This is a genomic window from Mucilaginibacter sp. SG538B (assembly GCF_013376065.1).
GTDB classification, from domain to species: Bacteria; Bacteroidota; Bacteroidia; order Sphingobacteriales; family Sphingobacteriaceae; genus Mucilaginibacter; species Mucilaginibacter rubeus.
Genome location: NZ_JABMJI010000001.1, coordinates 2,179,361 through 2,195,606, shown reverse-complemented (window position 1 = coordinate 2,195,606; position 16,246 = coordinate 2,179,361). Strand labels below are relative to the sequence as shown.

18 protein-coding genes and 1 riboswitch are annotated in these 16,246 nt (G+C 40.4%); of the genes, 14 read left to right on the top strand and 4 right to left on the bottom strand.

Going from position 1 to position 16,246, the window contains the following annotated elements; all coding sequences use genetic code 11:
• The first annotated feature begins 135 nt into the window (after positions 1-135).
• The 5 genes from thrS (at position 136) to FHW88_RS30390 (ending at position 4,494) form a co-directional block, all read left to right on the top strand.
• Positions 136-2,061, top strand: coding sequence for a threonine--tRNA ligase (thrS, locus tag FHW88_RS08795; RefSeq protein WP_176624689.1), 1,926 nt, complete (start codon positions 136-138; stop codon positions 2,059-2,061).
• A 1-nt stretch (position 2,062) separates the two neighbouring features.
• Positions 2,063-2,629 (top strand): translation initiation factor IF-3, encoded by a 567-nt coding sequence (gene infC, locus FHW88_RS08790; protein WP_090525629.1) that lies wholly within the window; start codon positions 2,063-2,065, stop codon positions 2,627-2,629.
• An 85-nt stretch (positions 2,630-2,714) separates the two neighbouring features.
• Positions 2,715-2,915, top strand: a complete 201-nt coding sequence (rpmI, locus tag FHW88_RS08785) for a 50S ribosomal protein L35 (protein WP_090525627.1) — start codon at positions 2,715-2,717, stop codon at positions 2,913-2,915.
• A gap of 81 nt (positions 2,916-2,996) precedes the next feature.
• Positions 2,997-3,341: a 50S ribosomal protein L20 gene (gene rplT, locus FHW88_RS08780; RefSeq protein ID WP_022829871.1), complete on the top strand. Its 345-nt coding sequence runs from the start codon at positions 2,997-2,999 to the stop codon at positions 3,339-3,341.
• A 16-nt stretch (positions 3,342-3,357) separates the two neighbouring features.
• The gene (locus tag FHW88_RS30390; RefSeq protein ID WP_410505611.1) at positions 3,358-4,494 is read left to right on the top strand and encodes an acyltransferase family protein; all 1,137 of its coding nucleotides are present in this window, start codon (positions 3,358-3,360) and stop codon (positions 4,492-4,494) included.
• Between the two features lie 67 nt (positions 4,495-4,561).
• On the opposite strand, the gene FHW88_RS08770 is transcribed toward FHW88_RS30390, so the two are convergent.
• Both FHW88_RS08770 and FHW88_RS08765 read right to left on the bottom strand, forming a co-directional pair.
• A complete protein-coding gene (locus tag FHW88_RS08770) occupies positions 4,562-5,296 on the bottom strand; it encodes an SRPBCC family protein (protein ID WP_176624685.1) in 735 nt (244 codons plus the stop codon).
• A 65-nt stretch (positions 5,297-5,361) separates the two neighbouring features.
• Positions 5,362-6,690 carry a class A beta-lactamase-related serine hydrolase gene (locus FHW88_RS08765; protein ID WP_255485237.1) on the bottom strand — a complete coding sequence of 443 codons (1,329 nt, stop codon included), beginning with the start codon at positions 6,688-6,690 and terminating at the stop codon, positions 5,362-5,364.
• Positions 6,665-6,864: riboswitch (cobalamin riboswitch) on the top strand. Its footprint overlaps the gene before it by 26 nt.
• 119 nt (positions 6,865-6,983) lie before the next feature.
• Between FHW88_RS08765 and FHW88_RS08760 the strand changes: the two genes are divergently transcribed.
• The 4 genes from FHW88_RS08760 (at position 6,984) to FHW88_RS08745 (ending at position 11,083) form a co-directional block, all read left to right on the top strand.
• A complete protein-coding gene (locus FHW88_RS08760; RefSeq protein WP_176624683.1) occupies positions 6,984-8,933 on the top strand; it encodes a TonB-dependent receptor plug domain-containing protein in 1,950 nt (649 codons plus the stop codon).
• A 51-nt stretch (positions 8,934-8,984) separates the two neighbouring features.
• Positions 8,985-9,557 carry a DUF6580 family putative transport protein gene (locus tag FHW88_RS08755; protein ID WP_176624681.1) on the top strand — a complete coding sequence of 191 codons (573 nt, stop codon included), beginning with the start codon at positions 8,985-8,987 and terminating at the stop codon, positions 9,555-9,557.
• A gap of 87 nt (positions 9,558-9,644) precedes the next feature.
• Positions 9,645-10,331: an SIR2 family NAD-dependent protein deacylase gene (locus tag FHW88_RS08750; protein ID WP_176624679.1), complete on the top strand. Its 687-nt coding sequence runs from the start codon at positions 9,645-9,647 to the stop codon at positions 10,329-10,331.
• Positions 10,332-10,369: 38 nt separating this feature from the next.
• The gene (locus tag FHW88_RS08745) at positions 10,370-11,083 is read left to right on the top strand and encodes a diphthine--ammonia ligase (protein ID WP_176624677.1); all 714 of its coding nucleotides are present in this window, start codon (positions 10,370-10,372) and stop codon (positions 11,081-11,083) included.
• A gap of 227 nt (positions 11,084-11,310) precedes the next feature.
• Here the strand turns inward: FHW88_RS08745 and FHW88_RS08740 are convergent, their stop codons facing one another.
• Positions 11,311-11,559, bottom strand: coding sequence for a hypothetical protein (locus FHW88_RS08740; protein ID WP_091164687.1), 249 nt, complete (start codon positions 11,557-11,559; stop codon positions 11,311-11,313).
• A gap of 6 nt (positions 11,560-11,565) precedes the next feature.
• On the bottom strand, positions 11,566-12,267 hold the full coding sequence (locus tag FHW88_RS08735; RefSeq protein ID WP_176624675.1) for a DUF3291 domain-containing protein: 702 nt from the start codon (positions 12,265-12,267) through the stop codon (positions 11,566-11,568).
• Between the two features lie 74 nt (positions 12,268-12,341).
• Between FHW88_RS08735 and FHW88_RS08730 the strand changes: the two genes are divergently transcribed.
• Genes FHW88_RS08730 through FHW88_RS08710 form a run of 5 tightly spaced genes read left to right on the top strand, consistent with a single transcriptional unit; the run spans position 12,342 to position 16,245 of the window.
• Positions 12,342-12,818, top strand: a complete 477-nt coding sequence (locus FHW88_RS08730; protein ID WP_176624673.1) for a GAF domain-containing protein — start codon at positions 12,342-12,344, stop codon at positions 12,816-12,818.
• A complete protein-coding gene (locus FHW88_RS08725) occupies positions 12,818-13,468 on the top strand; it encodes an alpha/beta hydrolase (protein ID WP_176624671.1) in 651 nt (216 codons plus the stop codon). The genes FHW88_RS08730 and FHW88_RS08725 overlap by 1 nt, the downstream gene beginning before the upstream one ends.
• Positions 13,465-14,067 (top strand): DNA-3-methyladenine glycosylase, encoded by a 603-nt coding sequence (locus tag FHW88_RS08720; RefSeq protein ID WP_176624669.1) that lies wholly within the window; start codon positions 13,465-13,467, stop codon positions 14,065-14,067. Before FHW88_RS08725 ends, FHW88_RS08720 begins: the two co-directional genes overlap by 4 nt.
• A gap of 25 nt (positions 14,068-14,092) precedes the next feature.
• Entirely contained in the window at positions 14,093-15,376 is a 1,284-nt protein-coding gene (kynU, locus tag FHW88_RS08715) for a kynureninase (RefSeq protein ID WP_176624667.1), read from the top strand.
• Between the two features lie 14 nt (positions 15,377-15,390).
• Entirely contained in the window at positions 15,391-16,245 is an 855-nt protein-coding gene (locus tag FHW88_RS08710) for a bestrophin family protein (RefSeq protein ID WP_176624665.1), read from the top strand.
• Position 16,246 lies beyond the last annotated feature (1 nt).

The following is a 16,246-nucleotide window of genomic DNA, read 5'->3' as shown; positions in this document are numbered from 1 at the left end:
CCCATCAAACAAAAAATTGAAACTGCTTTGATGTTAAATGCTATTTAAAATTCTATTTTTGTACCCACAAAATGAGGGTCACTTTGTAGGTGACCGTTTAAACGTAATTTTATAAAAATTAAATCATAGTTGTAGATGATTAACATTACACTTCCCGATGGATCCGTTCGTCAGTATGACAAAGGGATTACTTCCATGCAAATCGCGCAGTCGATTTCCGAAGGTTTAGCGCGTAACGTATTAGCAGCCGAAGTTGACGGCCAGGTTTGGGACGCAAGTCGCCCCATTGAGCAGGATGCCCATGTTAAATTATTAACCTGGAATGATGCTGATGGAAAGTCGACTTTCTGGCATTCATCGGCCCACTTAATGGCCGAAGCTTTGGAAGCCCTTTATCCGGGTACTAAATTTGGTATCGGTCCGGCTATTGAAACAGGTTTTTATTACGATGTTGACTTTGGCGACAAGGTTTTATCTTCTGACGAGTTTAAGCAGATAGAGGATAAAATGATTGAACTTGCCAAAACCAAAGAAGAGTACATCCGCAAACCGGTGAGCAAGGCTGATGCTATTGAGTATTTCACAGAAAAAGGCGATGAGTATAAACTCGATCTGATTAAAGATTTGCCTGATGGTGCTATTACTTTTTATTCGCAAGGTAATTTTACAGATCTGTGCCGTGGGCCTCACATCCCTAACACAGGCTTTATAAAAGCGGTTAAGTTGATGAGCCTTGCCGGTGCATACTGGCGTGGTGACGAAACCCGCAAGCAATTAACCCGTATTTACGGCGTTACATTCCCTAAAGCAAGCGAACTTACTGAATACCTGCACATGATCGAAGAAGCTAAAAAGCGCGATCACCGCAAATTGGGTAAGGAACTGGAACTGTTCGCTTTTTCGGAAAAGGTAGGTATGGGATTACCATTGTGGTTACCTAAAGGAACTGCATTGCGCGAACGTTTGGTAAATTTCTTGCAAAAAGCACAGATAAAAGCAGGCTATGAGCAGGTAATCACTCCTCATATCGGTCATAAAAATCTGTATGTAACATCGGGTCACTATGAAAAATACGGTGCCGATTCATTCCAGCCGATAAAGACCCCGCAGGAAGGAGAGGAGTTTTTCTTAAAACCGATGAACTGCCCTCACCATTGCGAAATCTACAAAACAAAACCTCGTTCATACAAAGACCTGCCGGTTCGTTTTGCTGAGTTTGGTACTGTGTACCGTTATGAGCAGAGCGGCGAGTTGCACGGTTTAACCCGTGTACGTGGTTTTACTCAGGATGATGCCCACTTATTTTGCCGTCCGGACCAGGTAAAGGATGAGTTTAAAAAAGTAATTGACCTTGTATTGTATGTATTTAAAGCTTTAGGCTTTGAAAACTATACCGCACAGGTATCATTACGTGATCCTGAAAACAGGGCAAAATACATTGGTACAGATGAAAACTGGGCTCTGGCAGAAAGTGCAATCATTGAGGCTGCTGCGGAAAAAGGATTGACTACAGTTGTAGAATTAGGCGAGGCTGCATTTTACGGCCCTAAGCTTGATTTTATGGTAAAAGACGCTCTTGGCCGTAAATGGCAATTGGGTACTATCCAGGTTGACTATAACCTGCCTGAACGTTTTGAACTGGAATATACAGGCAGCGACAATCAGAAGCACCGTCCGGTAATGATCCACAGGGCGCCGTTTGGTTCGATGGAACGCTTTATAGCGGTATTAATTGAGCATTGTGCAGGTAATTTCCCGTTGTGGCTATCGCCCGAGCAGTTCATTATACTTCCCATATCAGAAAAATATGAAGAATATGCAAAAAAAGTTTCTGATATATTAAAAGATTCCGATATTTGCGGGCTAATCGACTTCAGGGACGAGAAAATAGGCAGAAAGATACGAGATGCTGAAGTCAAAAAAATCCCTTACATGCTGGTTGTGGGCGAAAAAGAAGCTGCCGAAGGCTTGGTTTCTGTACGTAAACATGGTACCGGTGATTTGGGAAGTATGAGCATTGAAGATTTTAAAGAACAGATAACTAAAGAAATAACAGTATAACTTGGCATTAAACAAACCTTTCAATAGAGGACCAAGGCTTCCTTTTAAGAAAAAAGAAGCCGAACATAACATAAACCAATTCATTAGGGCTCAGGAAGTTCGCCTTGTAGGTGATAACGTTGAGCAGGGAGTTTACTCATTAAGAGATGCCCTTGCAATAGCGCAGGAGCAGGAATTGGATTTGGTTGAAATATCTCCTAACGCCGTACCGCCGGTTTGTAAAGTAACGGACTATAACAAGTTCATTTACGAACAAAAGAAAAAGCTTAAAGAGATAAAAAGCAATGCCAAGCAAACGGTTATTAAGGAGATCCGTTTCGGACCGAATACTGATGATCATGACTTTGAATTTAAATTAAAGCATGCCATTAAGTTTTTGGAAGCTGGCGAAAAGGTAAGGGCTTACGTACACTTTAAAGGTCGTGCCATTGTTTACAAAGAACAAGGCGAGATCTTACTACTTCGCTTTGCCCAGGCATTGGAAGAAGTTGGTAAAGTGGAGCAATTACCAAAGCTTGAAGGAAAAAGGATGTTTTTAACCCTTGCACCAAAGGCAGCAAAAAAATAATTAAGATTGCACCCTGCTTTAGGGGCAGGTGCTTTGAAAATAAAACGTTGAGAAACGTTAATATCTAACACAAATAAATAGAGTTATGCCAAAAATGAAAACCAATTCCAGTGCTAAAAAGCGCTTCAAGCTTACTGGAACAGGTAAAATCGCAAGAAAAAACGCATACAAAAGCCACATCTTAACCAAGATGTCGACAAAACGTAAGCGTGCCCTTGGTCAAACCAGCTTAGTATCTGATGCCGACATGGGTAACGTAAAACGTATGCTTTGTATCGGAAAGTAATTCACAAATTTTAAAACCAGGTATTAGAGTTTTAAGTCCGGCACACGAGATGCAGGCACTCACTACCAAAAAACACACAAGATGCCACGTTCAGTTAACGCAGTAGCGTCGAGAAGACGCAGGAAAAGGATCATGAACCTCGCCAAAGGTTATTGGGGTTCACGTAGCAAGGTATACACCATTGCAAAAAACACAGTTGAAAAAGGTTTACAGTACGCTTACCGCGACCGTAAAACCAAAAAGAGAGAGTTCAGGGCTTTATGGATCCAACGTATTAATGCTGGTGCCCGTCAGCACGGAATTTCTTACTCTCAGTTGATGGGTAAATTAGCCGCTAAAGAAATCGGTTTAAACCGTAAAGTATTGGCTGACTTAGCAATGAACAACCCAGACGCTTTCAAAGCAGTTGTTGATGCAGTAAAATAATATCGCATTCTAATGCATGAGAGAGGCCGCAATTTGCGGCCTTTTTTGTTTTAATTATTTGAGTGTCTATTTTTATGGTATGACATCAAACAAGGAGGGACAGCCTGTCTTATCCAGCTTATTGCGCAGTAACTATTATTACTCTTTAAATGGATTTCGCGGCATTTCAATTATCCTGGTTGTATTTTACCACCTTCAGTTATCTGATAATTATTTTTATACTACAATATTCAATGGTGGGTTGGGAGTAAACATTTTCTTTGTAATAAGTGGTTTTTTAATTACGAGCCTATGTTTAAAAGAAAAAGAAGTAACAGGTGGCTTATCGCTAAAAAAATTTTATATCAGGCGTTTTTTGCGAATATTTCCTTTAGCCTATTTATATATTGGAGTGGTGTTTTTATTAAACCATTTCTATAGTTTAAACATTTCCTGGATTCAATTTTTTGGCTCGGCATTATATCTAATGAATTTTAGCTATTTCCGCAGCCATGATTTCACTTATTACTTCAGTCATTATTGGTCGTTATCGGTTGAAGAACAATTTTATCTCCTTTTTCCTTTTATTTTAAAGATCAACAGAACTGCATTTTATTATATTATTATCAGCATTGTATTCGCATTGCCGCTATTGTGTACAGTGCAACAGTTTGTTCCGGTTTTGAATCGTGGCATTATTTACTGTTTTACTCACTATTTTATAAAGTTTCAATCAATTGGTGTCGGCTGTTTTTTTGCGTTGATGGCGTCCAAAGAAATTTTGAATGTAATTTGGCTCAAACAAACAAAGGCAGCTGGCAATATTTTGGCTATAATATTGATGTTTGGATTGCGCTTTGACGAATTTTATACCTTAAAATCATTGTACGTAAACCTGGCGATTTCAGTAATTACCGGCTATTTAATTTTAAGCAATATCATACCCGCAAACGATTGGATTTTTAAGGTGTTAAACAATAAATTTCTATCATTTATTGGTATTCTATCTTATGGCATATACATATGGCAACAGTTATTTACCGGCCGGGATAGTAAAATGCTATTAAGCATATTTCCTAACAATGTATTGGGTTTGATTACTGTCCCTTTATTATCGTATTATCTTTATGAACGGCGTTTTCTAAAACGCAAATCAAAATTCACCCATAAATGATGCTATTGTTGTAAGATATAAAGGCGCTCGCATTACCTGAGCGCCCTTGGATAAAGGTGTTATTTTTTTATTTGACGACAATTACTTCAACAAACTCATCCGGATCGTTATTGATATCCATATACTGTTTAAAGTTCTGAATATCCTTATCAACCATATTTTTGAATACCGGGTTTAGTATTTTGGCTATGCCTGCACCTACACCGCCTGCCGGGGGCTGATAACTGATCACCACATCAACAATGGTACCCTGCCCGTCAACCGTATCCTGAAAACGAATTTTACCCGCATTATTAATCATCGAATCAGACAGCGAACTCCAGCCGATCACTTCATTAGGTTCGTCATGGACAATTTCGGCATGCCAGCTGATTGTAGCTACATTTTTGGGAAGCTTCAAAGCCCAGTGTGAATATTTAGAGTCGATGACCTCCACACTTTCCAGGTGTTTCATAAAAAGGGGCAGGTTATCAAGCTTGCGCCAAAATTCATAAACCTTTTGCCGGGGTTTATTTACAATAAACGACGAACGAATATTTACATTTATGGGATTGGTGGATAGTTTACCAATACGTTTGTAAAGCTCACAATGCCCTGTGATGCCCCTGTTTAACAAATAGCCACCGGCACCTATTTTTACGATACTTGCAAACGGGTTTTTAAAAATATTTTTAAAACCTGAGAAACCGAGCTTCATACCACCTGCGATGGACGTAAAGCGTTCGGGCCAATTCAGGTTTATGCGGTCATCTCCATAAAGCACAGGGAAGTTGTCGGTATATTTTACTATTGTAGTTGCCATAGGTTTTTAAATAGTTATTGTTTTTAAAACACCTTTAGGGCTACTAAGTTTTCCAGAAGTGAATTTTATTGCTTTTTGCTATAAGTAAATTTAAATTTAGTTAAATGGAGCAGGTGTTTTTTAGGGCGCTTGAGTTCATATTGGTATATCACCTGGCCAAGGTTTTTCAGGAAAGGCAGGCATACCGTTGTGTACTCGTATTTATTATCGTTCAGTATCCCATCTTCATTTGATTGCACGACGGCACTGAGCATGAACTCAACATTGTTTTTAAAATCTACGATATATGCATTATCAATATCATAACCATAACTATCACCAACTTTATTAAAGATCCTGATGTCAGGATTAATAACTGCTGTACTGTCTCCGCCATAGAACAAAAACTTGCAATAAGCCGGGAAATATTCGGGGCGGCGATAGGTGGGTTTGGTGTTTTCGGTGGGGAAGGTACTCATATAACGGTAAATGAAGCGATAGTCATCTATCGTTAAATTAAAGCGTTGCTTTTTAGGGAAAGTTTCAGGAAACAACAACCTTTTAAGCACCATTTGCTGATCGGCGAGAGAGTAAACATTCTTTTCAGAAAAGTCAAGAGGCTTGTTAACCAACCGTTCGCTGCTATCTAAATAAGCTTTACCCTGCAGCATGTTTTCCAGGTGCATGGGATAATTTGACGCATCATATAGCGCCGGTTTCTGATAAATTAGCTTATTATCATTGTAAAAATCAATAGGGTTGGTGTGCTTTGTGCTTTCGCCTGCATCACCTATGGCTAACCTGCCCACAATACGGGTATTGTTAAGATGATACTTCTTTAGCTTTTGATTGATCTCTGCACGGCCGACAAATTCATAGAGCCGGTTATATGCATCATTATCGCTTACCAGCAAGATCTTTTTAATATAATTTTCGATACTCGGCAAACCTGTTGAGGATGATGTATCTATTTTAACTTTAGTCTGGCCGGCAAATGCGCTATCAGTAATCATGACCGATTTGCGGCTTAAGCATTTTATTTTTAATTCGTTAAGTTTCTCAAGCGCAAAAATGGCCGTTGGAAGCTTTACCGTGCTCGCGGGGTAAAAATAATGATGCGCATTAAGATGATAGCTGTATGAAGTAAAGTGCGGAACATTGTCTTTATCCCTGTCGATCCGGGTATATAGGATCTGTATTTCGTTTTGTGCAGGATGGTTCAAAACGCCTGAAAATAGTTCGGGATGGCTATATAGTAAACCTTTCAGAAAAACGGTATCGGGATGTTGGGCAAAACTGCCAAGCGCGCCCATCATCAATAATAAAATGCAGCAATATTTCATCATGATAAATATAGTTATGTAGTTTGAGGTTAACAGATACTTATTGTACTTTTGCAGCGCTTTAGGTTTCATTAAACTATTTTTTTAATGAATTAAAAGGGAATACGGTGTAAATCCGTAACTGTCCCGCAGCTGTAAGCTCCGTAACCGTTGCCAAATCTATACAGCCACTTTCTGTAAACAGGAGGGAAGGCCAGGCAAAATGGGGAGCAAGTCAGAAGACCTGCCAAGGCATTATATGTTATTCATAGCTTTCGGGGATTGAAGCTTGGATGTGAATGCTCTTCGTTTGGCGTGTTTTCATTTTATTCATTTCCGTGTATGCTATTAAGGCTGCATTATTATTTTATACATATCAATCATACATGGAAAAAAAGTACGCTAAAATTATTTTAGGATTCGGTTTGTTAACTGTTGGGTTATCTACCTCAGCAGCATATGCACAGGATACCACACGCACACTCAATACGGTAGTAGTAACTGCAAGCCGGTCGCCTAAAAAACTGTCAGACATTGGCCGCGTTGTTACCATCATTTCTGCCGATGAGATCAATAAATCGCAGGGCAAATCATTGCCTCAATTATTAAATACGGTTGCCGGGATAACTTTTTCTGGTGCAAATAATGCCCCCGGTATCAGCACATCGGTTTTCCTGCGCGGGGCTTCATCTGGCAATACCCTTATCCTGGTTGATGGTTTTCCGGTAAACAATGCTTCGGGCATTGATGGTAGTTATGATCTTAACGCTTTTTCGCTGGATCTGATAGATCATATCGAGATCTTGAAAGGAAGCGGTTCAACGCTGTATGGTTCTGATGCTGTAGCAGGTGTTATTAATATCATCACCAAAAAAGCTAAAGAGCAAGGGTTAACCGGTGGATTGCAGCTAACAGGTGGCAGCTATAATACGTTTAAAGAATCGGCTTCATTAATTGGAAAGGTAAAGAACACGGGTATAGCTGTTAATCTTTCAAATACCGATTCAAAAGGCTTTGCCGCTGCTACAGATACTACCGGCAAAGACGGTTTTAAGAAAGATGGTTTTCACCAACGTTCGGCCAGTGTGAACCTGAGCCAAAATGTTTCATCTAAATTTATTCTGAACGGAAACCTGCAGGTAAGCCACAATACCGGTGATCTTCCTTACGGTGCTTTTATAACCGACAATGATTACACTTATAAAAACACATTTTTATTTGGTGGAGTAGGTGCAAAATTGATTTTGCCAAAAGGTAACCTCAATGTGAACCTGTCGCAAAATACGGTTCAAAATAATTTTACTAACCTGCCATCTGATAACGACGGAACCCACCAGGTTACAAAAAATACAGGCCGTATAACCAATGCCGAAGCTGTATTTTATTATGAATTGAATAAGTATCTGGATATTACCAGCGGCGCGAGCTTTAAATACAGCAACACAAACCAGTACAGCCTGTATGAATCAACGGCCTATCAGGCACCAGCAAGTATTATCAAAGCCGGTGATGCTGCTAATAACATATTCAGCGCGTATACATCTTTATTCTTTAAATACGATATCTTCCACATGGAACTGGGCGGCAGGTATAATAATCACAGCAAATATGGCGACAAGTTTACTTATACCATCAACCCGTCATTATACCTTGCCGATCAGTTTAAGGTCTTCGGTACAATAGCTTCAGCATTTAAGTCGCCTTCGCTATATCAGTTATTTTCTCAATATGGTAATCCTAATTTAAACCCTGAGATCACCACATCGTACGAAGCAGGCTTTGACTGGGAAATTGTTAAAAACACATTGTCATTTAATACGCAGTTTTTTAAGCGTAATACCAAAGATGTTATCTATTTTAAAAACCTGTCTGGCCCTCCTTATAGTCAATATGCAAACGGGCAACAGCAAAAAGATAAAGGCTTTGAAACCGAATTAAAATATCACGATAATAAAATTCATGCATCTGCCTATTACGCTTATGTAACAGGTAAACTAACCGACGAAGCCGGTACACAAACCGGCAACCTTTACCGCAGGCCTAAGAGTACTTTGGGTGCCAACATCAGTTATGATGTTTTAAGTGATTTTGAGGTAGGTGTTAACTACAAATATGCAGGTAACCGTACCGATCTGACTTTTACAAACACTGGATCAGAAGTGATTACACTGAAGCACTATAACCTGGTAAATTTGCATTTGGAATACAAGGCAACCAAAAATCTAAATGTTTTTGGTGACCTTAACAACGTTTTGGATACTAAATACGTAGATTGGTTAGGATATAACACCCTCGGTATCAACTTCATGCTTGGTGCCAGGTATCAATTTAAATAGCGTTTGCTTATTGTTCGGATTATTAAGTAATTTTACGCCATATATAAAATCATGACCGCAAAAGATAACACCAACCGCAACCTGTTCCTGATCCTGATGATCCTGGTTGCTGCCGTATTCAGGCTTTTAGCATTTAAGTATAAAGAATTGAGTAATTTCAATCCGGTAGGTGCTATTGCATTATTTGGTGGTGCTTATTTTACGTCAAAGTGGAAAGGTTATGCAACAGTGTTGCTTACGCTGTTTTCAACCGATATCATAATCAATTACCTGTATACTTCAAAGTTAACTTTATGGTATGGCGGAGCCGCATGGGTTTACCTGTGTTTTGCATTAATGGTGCTTGTTGGTAATTTGCTTGAAAAGGTAAATGTTCTTAATGTGCTTTTAGGCTCAATCGCAGCAGTTTTAATTCACTGGTTAATTACAGATCTGCCCTGGTTATATGGTACACTTTATCCGCATACCTTAGCTGGCTATGGTGAATCATTGATTAAAGCTATTCCGTTTGAGAAAAATATGGCATTGGGTACATTAGTATTTAGTGCAATACTTTTTGGTGGTTTTGAATTGGCTAAGAATAAGTACACTTTTCTTCAGGACAAAAAGCAATTGGCTTTATAATATAAAAGCATTTAAATTTAAAGCGGATTGTTGAAAGGCAGTCCGCTTTTTTTATGGCCTAATCAATTATCATCTGTTTATATTAAAATGAAGAACTTAGTAGTGTTAACCGGCGCAGGTATCAGCGCCGAAAGTGGTTTAAAAACCTTCAGGGATAGCGATGGGCTTTGGGAAGGGTATAATATTGAAGACGTAGCCACCCCCGAGGCCTGGGAGCATAACCCGGTTATGGTACAGCAATTTTATAACGAGCGCCGTAAAACAGTATTGGAAGCCAAGCCCAATGCAGCACACTACGCCCTTGTCACCCTCGAAGAAAAATATAATGTAACCATCATCACTCAAAATATTGACGACCTGCATGAAAGGGCAGGTTCAACCAATGTGGTGCATTTACATGGCATTATCACCCGCTCACAATCAAGTATCAAACCAGAACTTACTTATCCTATCGATGGGTGGGAAATTAAAATGGGAGAGCTTTGCGAATTAGGTTCACAATTACGTGCGCACGTAGTTTGGTTTGGTGAGCCCGTACCAATGATAGAACATGCAGCCGCTATATGCGTGGGGGCTGATATATTTATACTTATAGGTACCTCCCTTGCTGTTTACCCGGCCGCAGGGCTTATCGGTTATGTTGACCGCGAGACGCCAAAGTATATTATCGATCCCAATATACCTTTTGTAAATGTTAAAGGGCCGGTTATTAAAATCCAGGAAAAAGCAACAGTTGGCGTCCCTGAATTAGTGAACCAATTATTAAAAGATTAAATCACTAATTCGCTAACTCACTAAATCACCAATTAAATATGAAGTGTATCTTCAATTGGAGCGGCGGTAAAGACAGCGCTCTCGCCTTATATTATTGCCTGCAAAGTCCGGATCTGGAAATCGTTTATCTTGTAACTACGATCAATGACGCAGCCGACCGGATTTCCATGCATGGTGTACGGACTGAACTGCTGATTAAACAGGCCGAAGCCATTGGTATTCCTTTATACCAAATCCGCCTGCCCGAAATGCCGGGTATGCAGGAATATGACGATGTGATGCGACACCATTTAACTCGCTTTAAAAATGAAGGTGTAACCCATTCCATTTTTGGCGATATATTTTTGCAAGACCTAAAAGATTACCGCGACGCACGGTTAAGCGAGGTTGGGCTCAAAGGTATTTACCCCTTATGGAAAAGGGATACATCCGAATTAATAAATGAATTTTTGAACCTCGGTTTCGGAACCGTGATAGCCTGTACCCAGCAACGTTTGGAACGCATTGTTGGTAAAGAGATCAGTCGGGAGTTAATTGATGCGTTGCCTGACGATGTTGACGTTTGCGGCGAGAATGGGGAATTTCATACCTTCACTTTTAAAGGGCCAATATTTAAAAACCCAATTGAATACAAAACAGGTGTGAAAATTTTTAAGGAATACGCCACGCCGAAAAACGCCAATGATCCCTGCGTTTCTGCTACCGATGCCAAACCTTCCGGTTTTTGGTATTGCGACCTGTTATTGGCTTGACCTTTCATTTATTCCGTTAAAATCAGCGCAGAATAAAATTTTGTTTAACTATATAATTACTTAAATATCAATACATTAATATTAGTTTATTTAATTTTTTATTTAGATACTATGTAAAATGAAGACAAGCAGAACTTAAAATGCAATTTTTTTTGCCAAATTAAATTTTGCCTACAGTTACTTTTACTTATAAGTTATTGGTTATCAATGTAAATTGATGTTTTACTTCAATAGTTGTATCTAAAATAAGCGTCTTTATAATCGTTACGCATGTCGATAAACCGGGCGGCTATCTTTTTTAAAAACTCTTCATCAAGTAATTCAAAAACGCTGTTAACCCCCTCGGTTAAATCCATTTCCGGGATCTTGTAACTCTGCTCAAGGGAGCCCTGCTCTACCTTTACAATAAACTTATTGTTCATATTCAGGATAGAGATTTTAAAATCGGGATGGGGGAGTTCTGCAATAATTCTCATGTCTTTTTATTTATTCAATAAGCCCTTTAATGGGTCTTTTCCGTTAATGGTACCGAAACTGGCAATAGGTTTAAACCGTGCAAAAAGTTCCTCGCTATACCAACCTTCGCTTCTTGTCTTTTTAATTACTTCGGCATGTTCGGGGCTTTTATATGCAAAAGCTTTGACGTGTTCCAGGCTTTCCCAAACAGAAAATGTAGCTTGTCTGTATACCGGAGCTTCACCAACGCCAAATGAATTTATATATCCGGGAGCGGATGTCATTATGTTTGCAACGGTATCTACATTGGCCCAGAAATTCTTTAGCCTGCTAAGTTTGATTGTTGCGCGTGTGAGTACGGCGACTGGGCCATTGATGTCGCTTACATCGGGCCTGCCGAATGGCTCTTTTCCATCCCAACTCCCGTGGCTTTGCAGGGGCTGACAAATCATTGTCCAGCTTTCAGTACCTAACAGCTTCCACCAGGATGAGACGAACGACCTGTTATAAAATGCGTCAAAATTTCCCCTGCTATCCCAGCAAGCCAATAAGCCCCATTGTTGCCAGTCGGGTTCAAGGTCAAATGTTCCGTTTTTTCCAGAACCAAGAAGCTTGTAAAAACTACATCCTTTTTGCATTAGCAGGGGGAGGCGATGAATAGCCATTGCCAATAGGGCAAACGGAATAAACAGTTTGCGGTAGCGGATTATAGTAAGGCTAACGATCATGTAAATGCTAAATAAAAGATTAAATATGATATTTGCCTTATTTAGTTTCAACGTGGCATCCTTACTTTTACATCATGGCAGAAGATCTAACAATAAATACATCGACCGATAAAGCGGAGCAATACGCCTCGCTTGTCCCTCAAATAGAAGCATTACTTTATGGCGAACCTGACCTTATAGCTAATATCGCAAACGTAGCGGCGGCTTTAAAAGAGCAGTTTAAATGGTTTTGGGTAGGTTTTTACCTGGTTAAAGAAAACGAATTGGTTTTAGGCCCATTTCAAGGGCCGGTTGCGTGTACCCGTATTGGCCTGGGGAAAGGTGTTTGCGGAGCCGCATGGCAGCAGGCTAAAACTTTGGTTGTGCCGGATGTTGATGCATTTCCCGGGCACATTGCCTGTAGTTCGCTTTCCCGTTCGGAAATCGTGGTGCCGGTATTTAAAGACGATAAAGTGGTAGCAGTACTTGATGTAGACAGCGAATTGCTTGATCAGTTCAATGAAACAGATGCACAGTATCTCGAGCAAATAGTAAAGCTTATTAATTTTTAATGAGCAGGATCTATCTGATTGCCGGCCTTGGCGCCGATACCCGCGTTTATAACAACATTAATCTCAATGATGAACATGAGGTGATTACGGTAGATTGGGTCGAGCCAAATTCAAAAGATACTTTAGTTACTTATGCTCAAAGGCTTATTTATCAATATAATATCAAGCCAAACTCGGTATTGATTGGCAATTCTTTAGGCGGGATAATTGCAGTGGAAATGGCTAAACTTTTACCTGTCGAAAAAGTCATCCTGATCTCCAGCATTAAAACCAGCGACGAAGCTCCATGGTATTTTAAACTCTTTCGCGTGCTGCCTGTTTACAAACTTATCCCGGGAAAAGCATTTAATTCGATGGGGTTTATGATTAAACCTTTGTTCGGCCACATGAGCCGCGAGGATGCCTGGTTGTTTGGCGATATGTTAAAAAAATCATCGCCGGCGTTTATGAAATGGGCCATGTACGCTATTTTGCATTGGAAGAACGAAGTTGTACCGCCAAACCTTTACCATATTACGGGTGATAAAGATCTGGTGTTTGATTATAAAAGAATTAAGGCTGCTACCATCGTTAAGGGAGGTACGCACATCATGATCTTTGACAAAGCAAAAGAGATCAATAAATTGTTGAAGGGAATCCTGAAAAAATGAAATTACCTGAAAGTTATTACCTGGGGAACGACGTTGTAAGTATCAGTAAAGATCTGTTAGGTAAGTATTTGTTTACTTGTATTGATGGTGTAACTACTGGTGGCTATATTGTTGAAACAGAAGCTTATAATGGTGTTGTAGACAAAGCTTCTCACGCTTTTGGTAACCGCCTTACACCCCGCACTAAAACCATGTTTATGCAGGGAGGTATTGCTTATGTTTACCTGTGCTACGGCATTCATGAAATGTTTAATATCGTCACCTCAAGTGAAGGGCACCCGCAGGCAATTCTTATCCGGGCAATTCAACCTACCGATGGGCTTGAAGCAATGCAGGTACGGCGCAACATGCCGGTTCTTAAGCCAACCATAACTGCCGGGCCCGGTTCGGTAGCCAAGGCGTTAGGCATTTCGCGCAATATCAATGCGTTTAGTTTGCAAGGTGATACGATCTGGCTTGAAGACCGTGGCCTTCATTTTCCGGATAATCAGATAAAAGCCGGCCCACGAATAGGAGTGGCTTACGCTGCTGAAGATGCCCTGCTGCCTTATCGTTTCTATGTAAAAGGCAATATTTACGTGAGCAAGCCCAACAAATAAGCTTCCTATTTTGTATTATTGGCGAATGAACTATCAAAACGATCTGGCGTTTGCCCGGCGGCAGGATGAGCAGGATTCATTAAAAAATTTCCGAAGTCGTTTTTTAATTCCCCAGCACAATGGTGAAGACGCGGTTTACCTTTGCGGTAACTCGCTTGGCTTGCAACCGGTTTCCGCGCAACAATATTTAGCCGATCAATTAAACATCTGGAAAAACCTTGCTGTTGAAGGTTGGTTTCAGGGAGATGATCCCTGGCTTGATTATCACAAATCCATTACCGGCTCAATTGCCGGCGTTGTAGGCGCGCGGGATAATGAAGTTACCATAATGAACTCACTTACAGTAAATCTTCATTTATTGATGGTAAGTTTTTATAAACCAGATAATAAGCGTTTTAAAATTCTCATGGAGGGAGGGGCTTTCCCTTCTGATCAATATGCAATGGAAAGCCAGGTGAGATTCCACGGTCTCGATCCTAAGGATACAATAATTGAGATTTTCCCGCGGAACGGGGAGGTCACATTACGTATTGAAGACATCATTCAAACCATTGATCAAAACAAAAATGAACTTGCTTTAGTGCTGTTCGGCGGAATCAATTACTATACCGGACAGTTTTTTGATATGAAAGCAATTACAGATGCCGCCCACGCAGCAGGCGCTTATGCAGGCTTTGATCTGGCTCATGCTGCGGGGAACGTTCCCTTGCAGTTGCACAATTGGGGAGCCGATTTCGCTTGCTGGTGTTCGTACAAATACATGAACTCCGGACCGGGCGGCATAAGCGGCATTTTTGTACATGAAAAACATTTTACCGATAAGGAACTGAACAGGTTTGCCGGCTGGTGGGGATACCGTCGTGATAAGCAGTTTCTGATGGCTCCGGGCTTCGACCCCGAGGCTGGGGCGGCCGGCTGGCAGGTAAGCACAAGCCCAATTCCGCTTCTCGCTTTATTTAAAGCCTCTATGGCTATTTTTGACAGTGCAGGCGGGTTAGATACCCTCCGGCGAAAAAGTCTTTATTTAACGGGGTATTTGGAATTTTTGATTCAAAGCATTAATAAACAGCAGGGCGAAGAGGTTTATCGGATAATTACTCCATCTGACGCGACTGCCCGCGGCTGCCAGCTTTCAGTAGTTTGCGAACGAAAAGCCAGGGCTATTTTCAACTATCTTGCACAAAATGGTGTTATAGGCGATTGGCGCGAACCGGATGTGATCCGCCTGAGCCCTGTACCGCTTTACAATACGTTTGAGGATGTTTACAAAGCAGCCAGATTGATGGCTGATGCACTAAAAGTTGTTTAAATTTTCAGAGATATATGGTTTACTACAATCCCAAAGAGTGGTTTTCATTCATTTTTAAAATAAATAAAGCCGAAACGCTGCGCGAGTTATTTCCACTTATGCTTGCCGTAGGTGCATATGCAGGTGTTGTTACCTATTTCCTGATTGATTTTTGGCAGCTACCCGATACAAGCATACTTAAGAAGGTAATCTTTATTCATCAAACAATAGGTTTCGTATTCTCCTTATTGCTGGCATTCCGTATCAACTCGGCTTATGACCGCTGGTGGGAAGGGCGTAAGATCTGGGGAAGCCTGGTGAATAACAGCCGCAACCTTGCCATCAAATTAAAACATCTGATTGGCGAAAATGAACTGGCTTTTTTTAATTACGCTATTCCGCGTTATGCAAGAGCTTTGAGAGATCATTTACGGGATGAATATGTTCTGGAGGAGCAGTCGTTCATCAGTGTTGATGCACAAAAACATGTACCCAACCAGGTAGCTTCTGAAATGATTAAAAACATTTACAGGTTAAATAAAGAAGGTGCTATCAACCCGGAGCAATTGTTTAGCATAACAGCAGAAATTACTTCTTTTACAGATATTTGCGGAGCATGTGAACGAATTAAGAAAACGCCTATTCCGTTTTCGTACAATGTTTTTATCAAGAAATTTATCTTTACGTACATCATGACCCTGCCGTTTACCTGGGCCTTTGACCTCAAATATTTTATTATCCCGATAATCTGCTTTGTACTTTTTGTTTTTGCGAGTATTGAGTTATTAGCTGAAGAAATTGAGGATCCTTTTGGCCGGGATGCTAATGATTTGCCGTTGGATAGCATTTGCGACAATATTCAAAAACATGTTGGAGAGTTGATAGGATAGA

What these genes read in the sequence shown, in the direction of transcription:
- FHW88_RS08730 (WP_176624673.1), top strand. Translation starts at nt 12,342, where the DNA reads ATGGCAGAAGATCTAACAATAAATACATCGACCGATAAAGCGGAGCAA.
- FHW88_RS08745 (WP_176624677.1), top strand. Translation starts at nt 10,370, where the DNA reads ATGAAGTGTATCTTCAATTGGAGCGGCGGTAAAGACAGCGCTCTCGCC.
- FHW88_RS08725 (WP_176624671.1), top strand. Translation starts at nt 12,818, where the DNA reads ATGAGCAGGATCTATCTGATTGCCGGCCTTGGCGCCGATACCCGCGTT.
- FHW88_RS08740 (WP_091164687.1), bottom strand. Translation starts at nt 11,559, where the DNA reads ATGAGAATTATTGCAGAACTCCCCCATCCCGATTTTAAAATCTCTATC.
- FHW88_RS08720 (WP_176624669.1), top strand. Translation starts at nt 13,465, where the DNA reads ATGAAATTACCTGAAAGTTATTACCTGGGGAACGACGTTGTAAGTATC.
- FHW88_RS08760 (WP_176624683.1), top strand. Translation starts at nt 6,984, where the DNA reads ATGGAAAAAAAGTACGCTAAAATTATTTTAGGATTCGGTTTGTTAACT.
- FHW88_RS08755 (WP_176624681.1), top strand. Translation starts at nt 8,985, where the DNA reads ATGACCGCAAAAGATAACACCAACCGCAACCTGTTCCTGATCCTGATG.
- rpmI (WP_090525627.1), top strand. Translation starts at nt 2,715, where the DNA reads ATGCCAAAAATGAAAACCAATTCCAGTGCTAAAAAGCGCTTCAAGCTT.
- FHW88_RS08710 (WP_176624665.1), top strand. Translation starts at nt 15,391, where the DNA reads ATGGTTTACTACAATCCCAAAGAGTGGTTTTCATTCATTTTTAAAATA.
- FHW88_RS08735 (WP_176624675.1), bottom strand. Translation starts at nt 12,267, where the DNA reads ATGATCGTTAGCCTTACTATAATCCGCTACCGCAAACTGTTTATTCCG.
- thrS (WP_176624689.1), top strand. Translation starts at nt 136, where the DNA reads ATGATTAACATTACACTTCCCGATGGATCCGTTCGTCAGTATGACAAA.
- rplT (WP_022829871.1), top strand. Translation starts at nt 2,997, where the DNA reads ATGCCACGTTCAGTTAACGCAGTAGCGTCGAGAAGACGCAGGAAAAGG.
- FHW88_RS08750 (WP_176624679.1), top strand. Translation starts at nt 9,645, where the DNA reads ATGAAGAACTTAGTAGTGTTAACCGGCGCAGGTATCAGCGCCGAAAGT.
- kynU (WP_176624667.1), top strand. Translation starts at nt 14,093, where the DNA reads ATGAACTATCAAAACGATCTGGCGTTTGCCCGGCGGCAGGATGAGCAG.
- FHW88_RS30390 (WP_410505611.1), top strand. Translation starts at nt 3,358, where the DNA reads ATGAGAGAGGCCGCAATTTGCGGCCTTTTTTGTTTTAATTATTTGAGT.
- FHW88_RS08765 (WP_255485237.1), bottom strand. Translation starts at nt 6,690, where the DNA reads ATGAAACCTAAAGCGCTGCAAAAGTACAATAAGTATCTGTTAACCTCA.
- FHW88_RS08770 (WP_176624685.1), bottom strand. Translation starts at nt 5,296, where the DNA reads ATGGCAACTACAATAGTAAAATATACCGACAACTTCCCTGTGCTTTAT.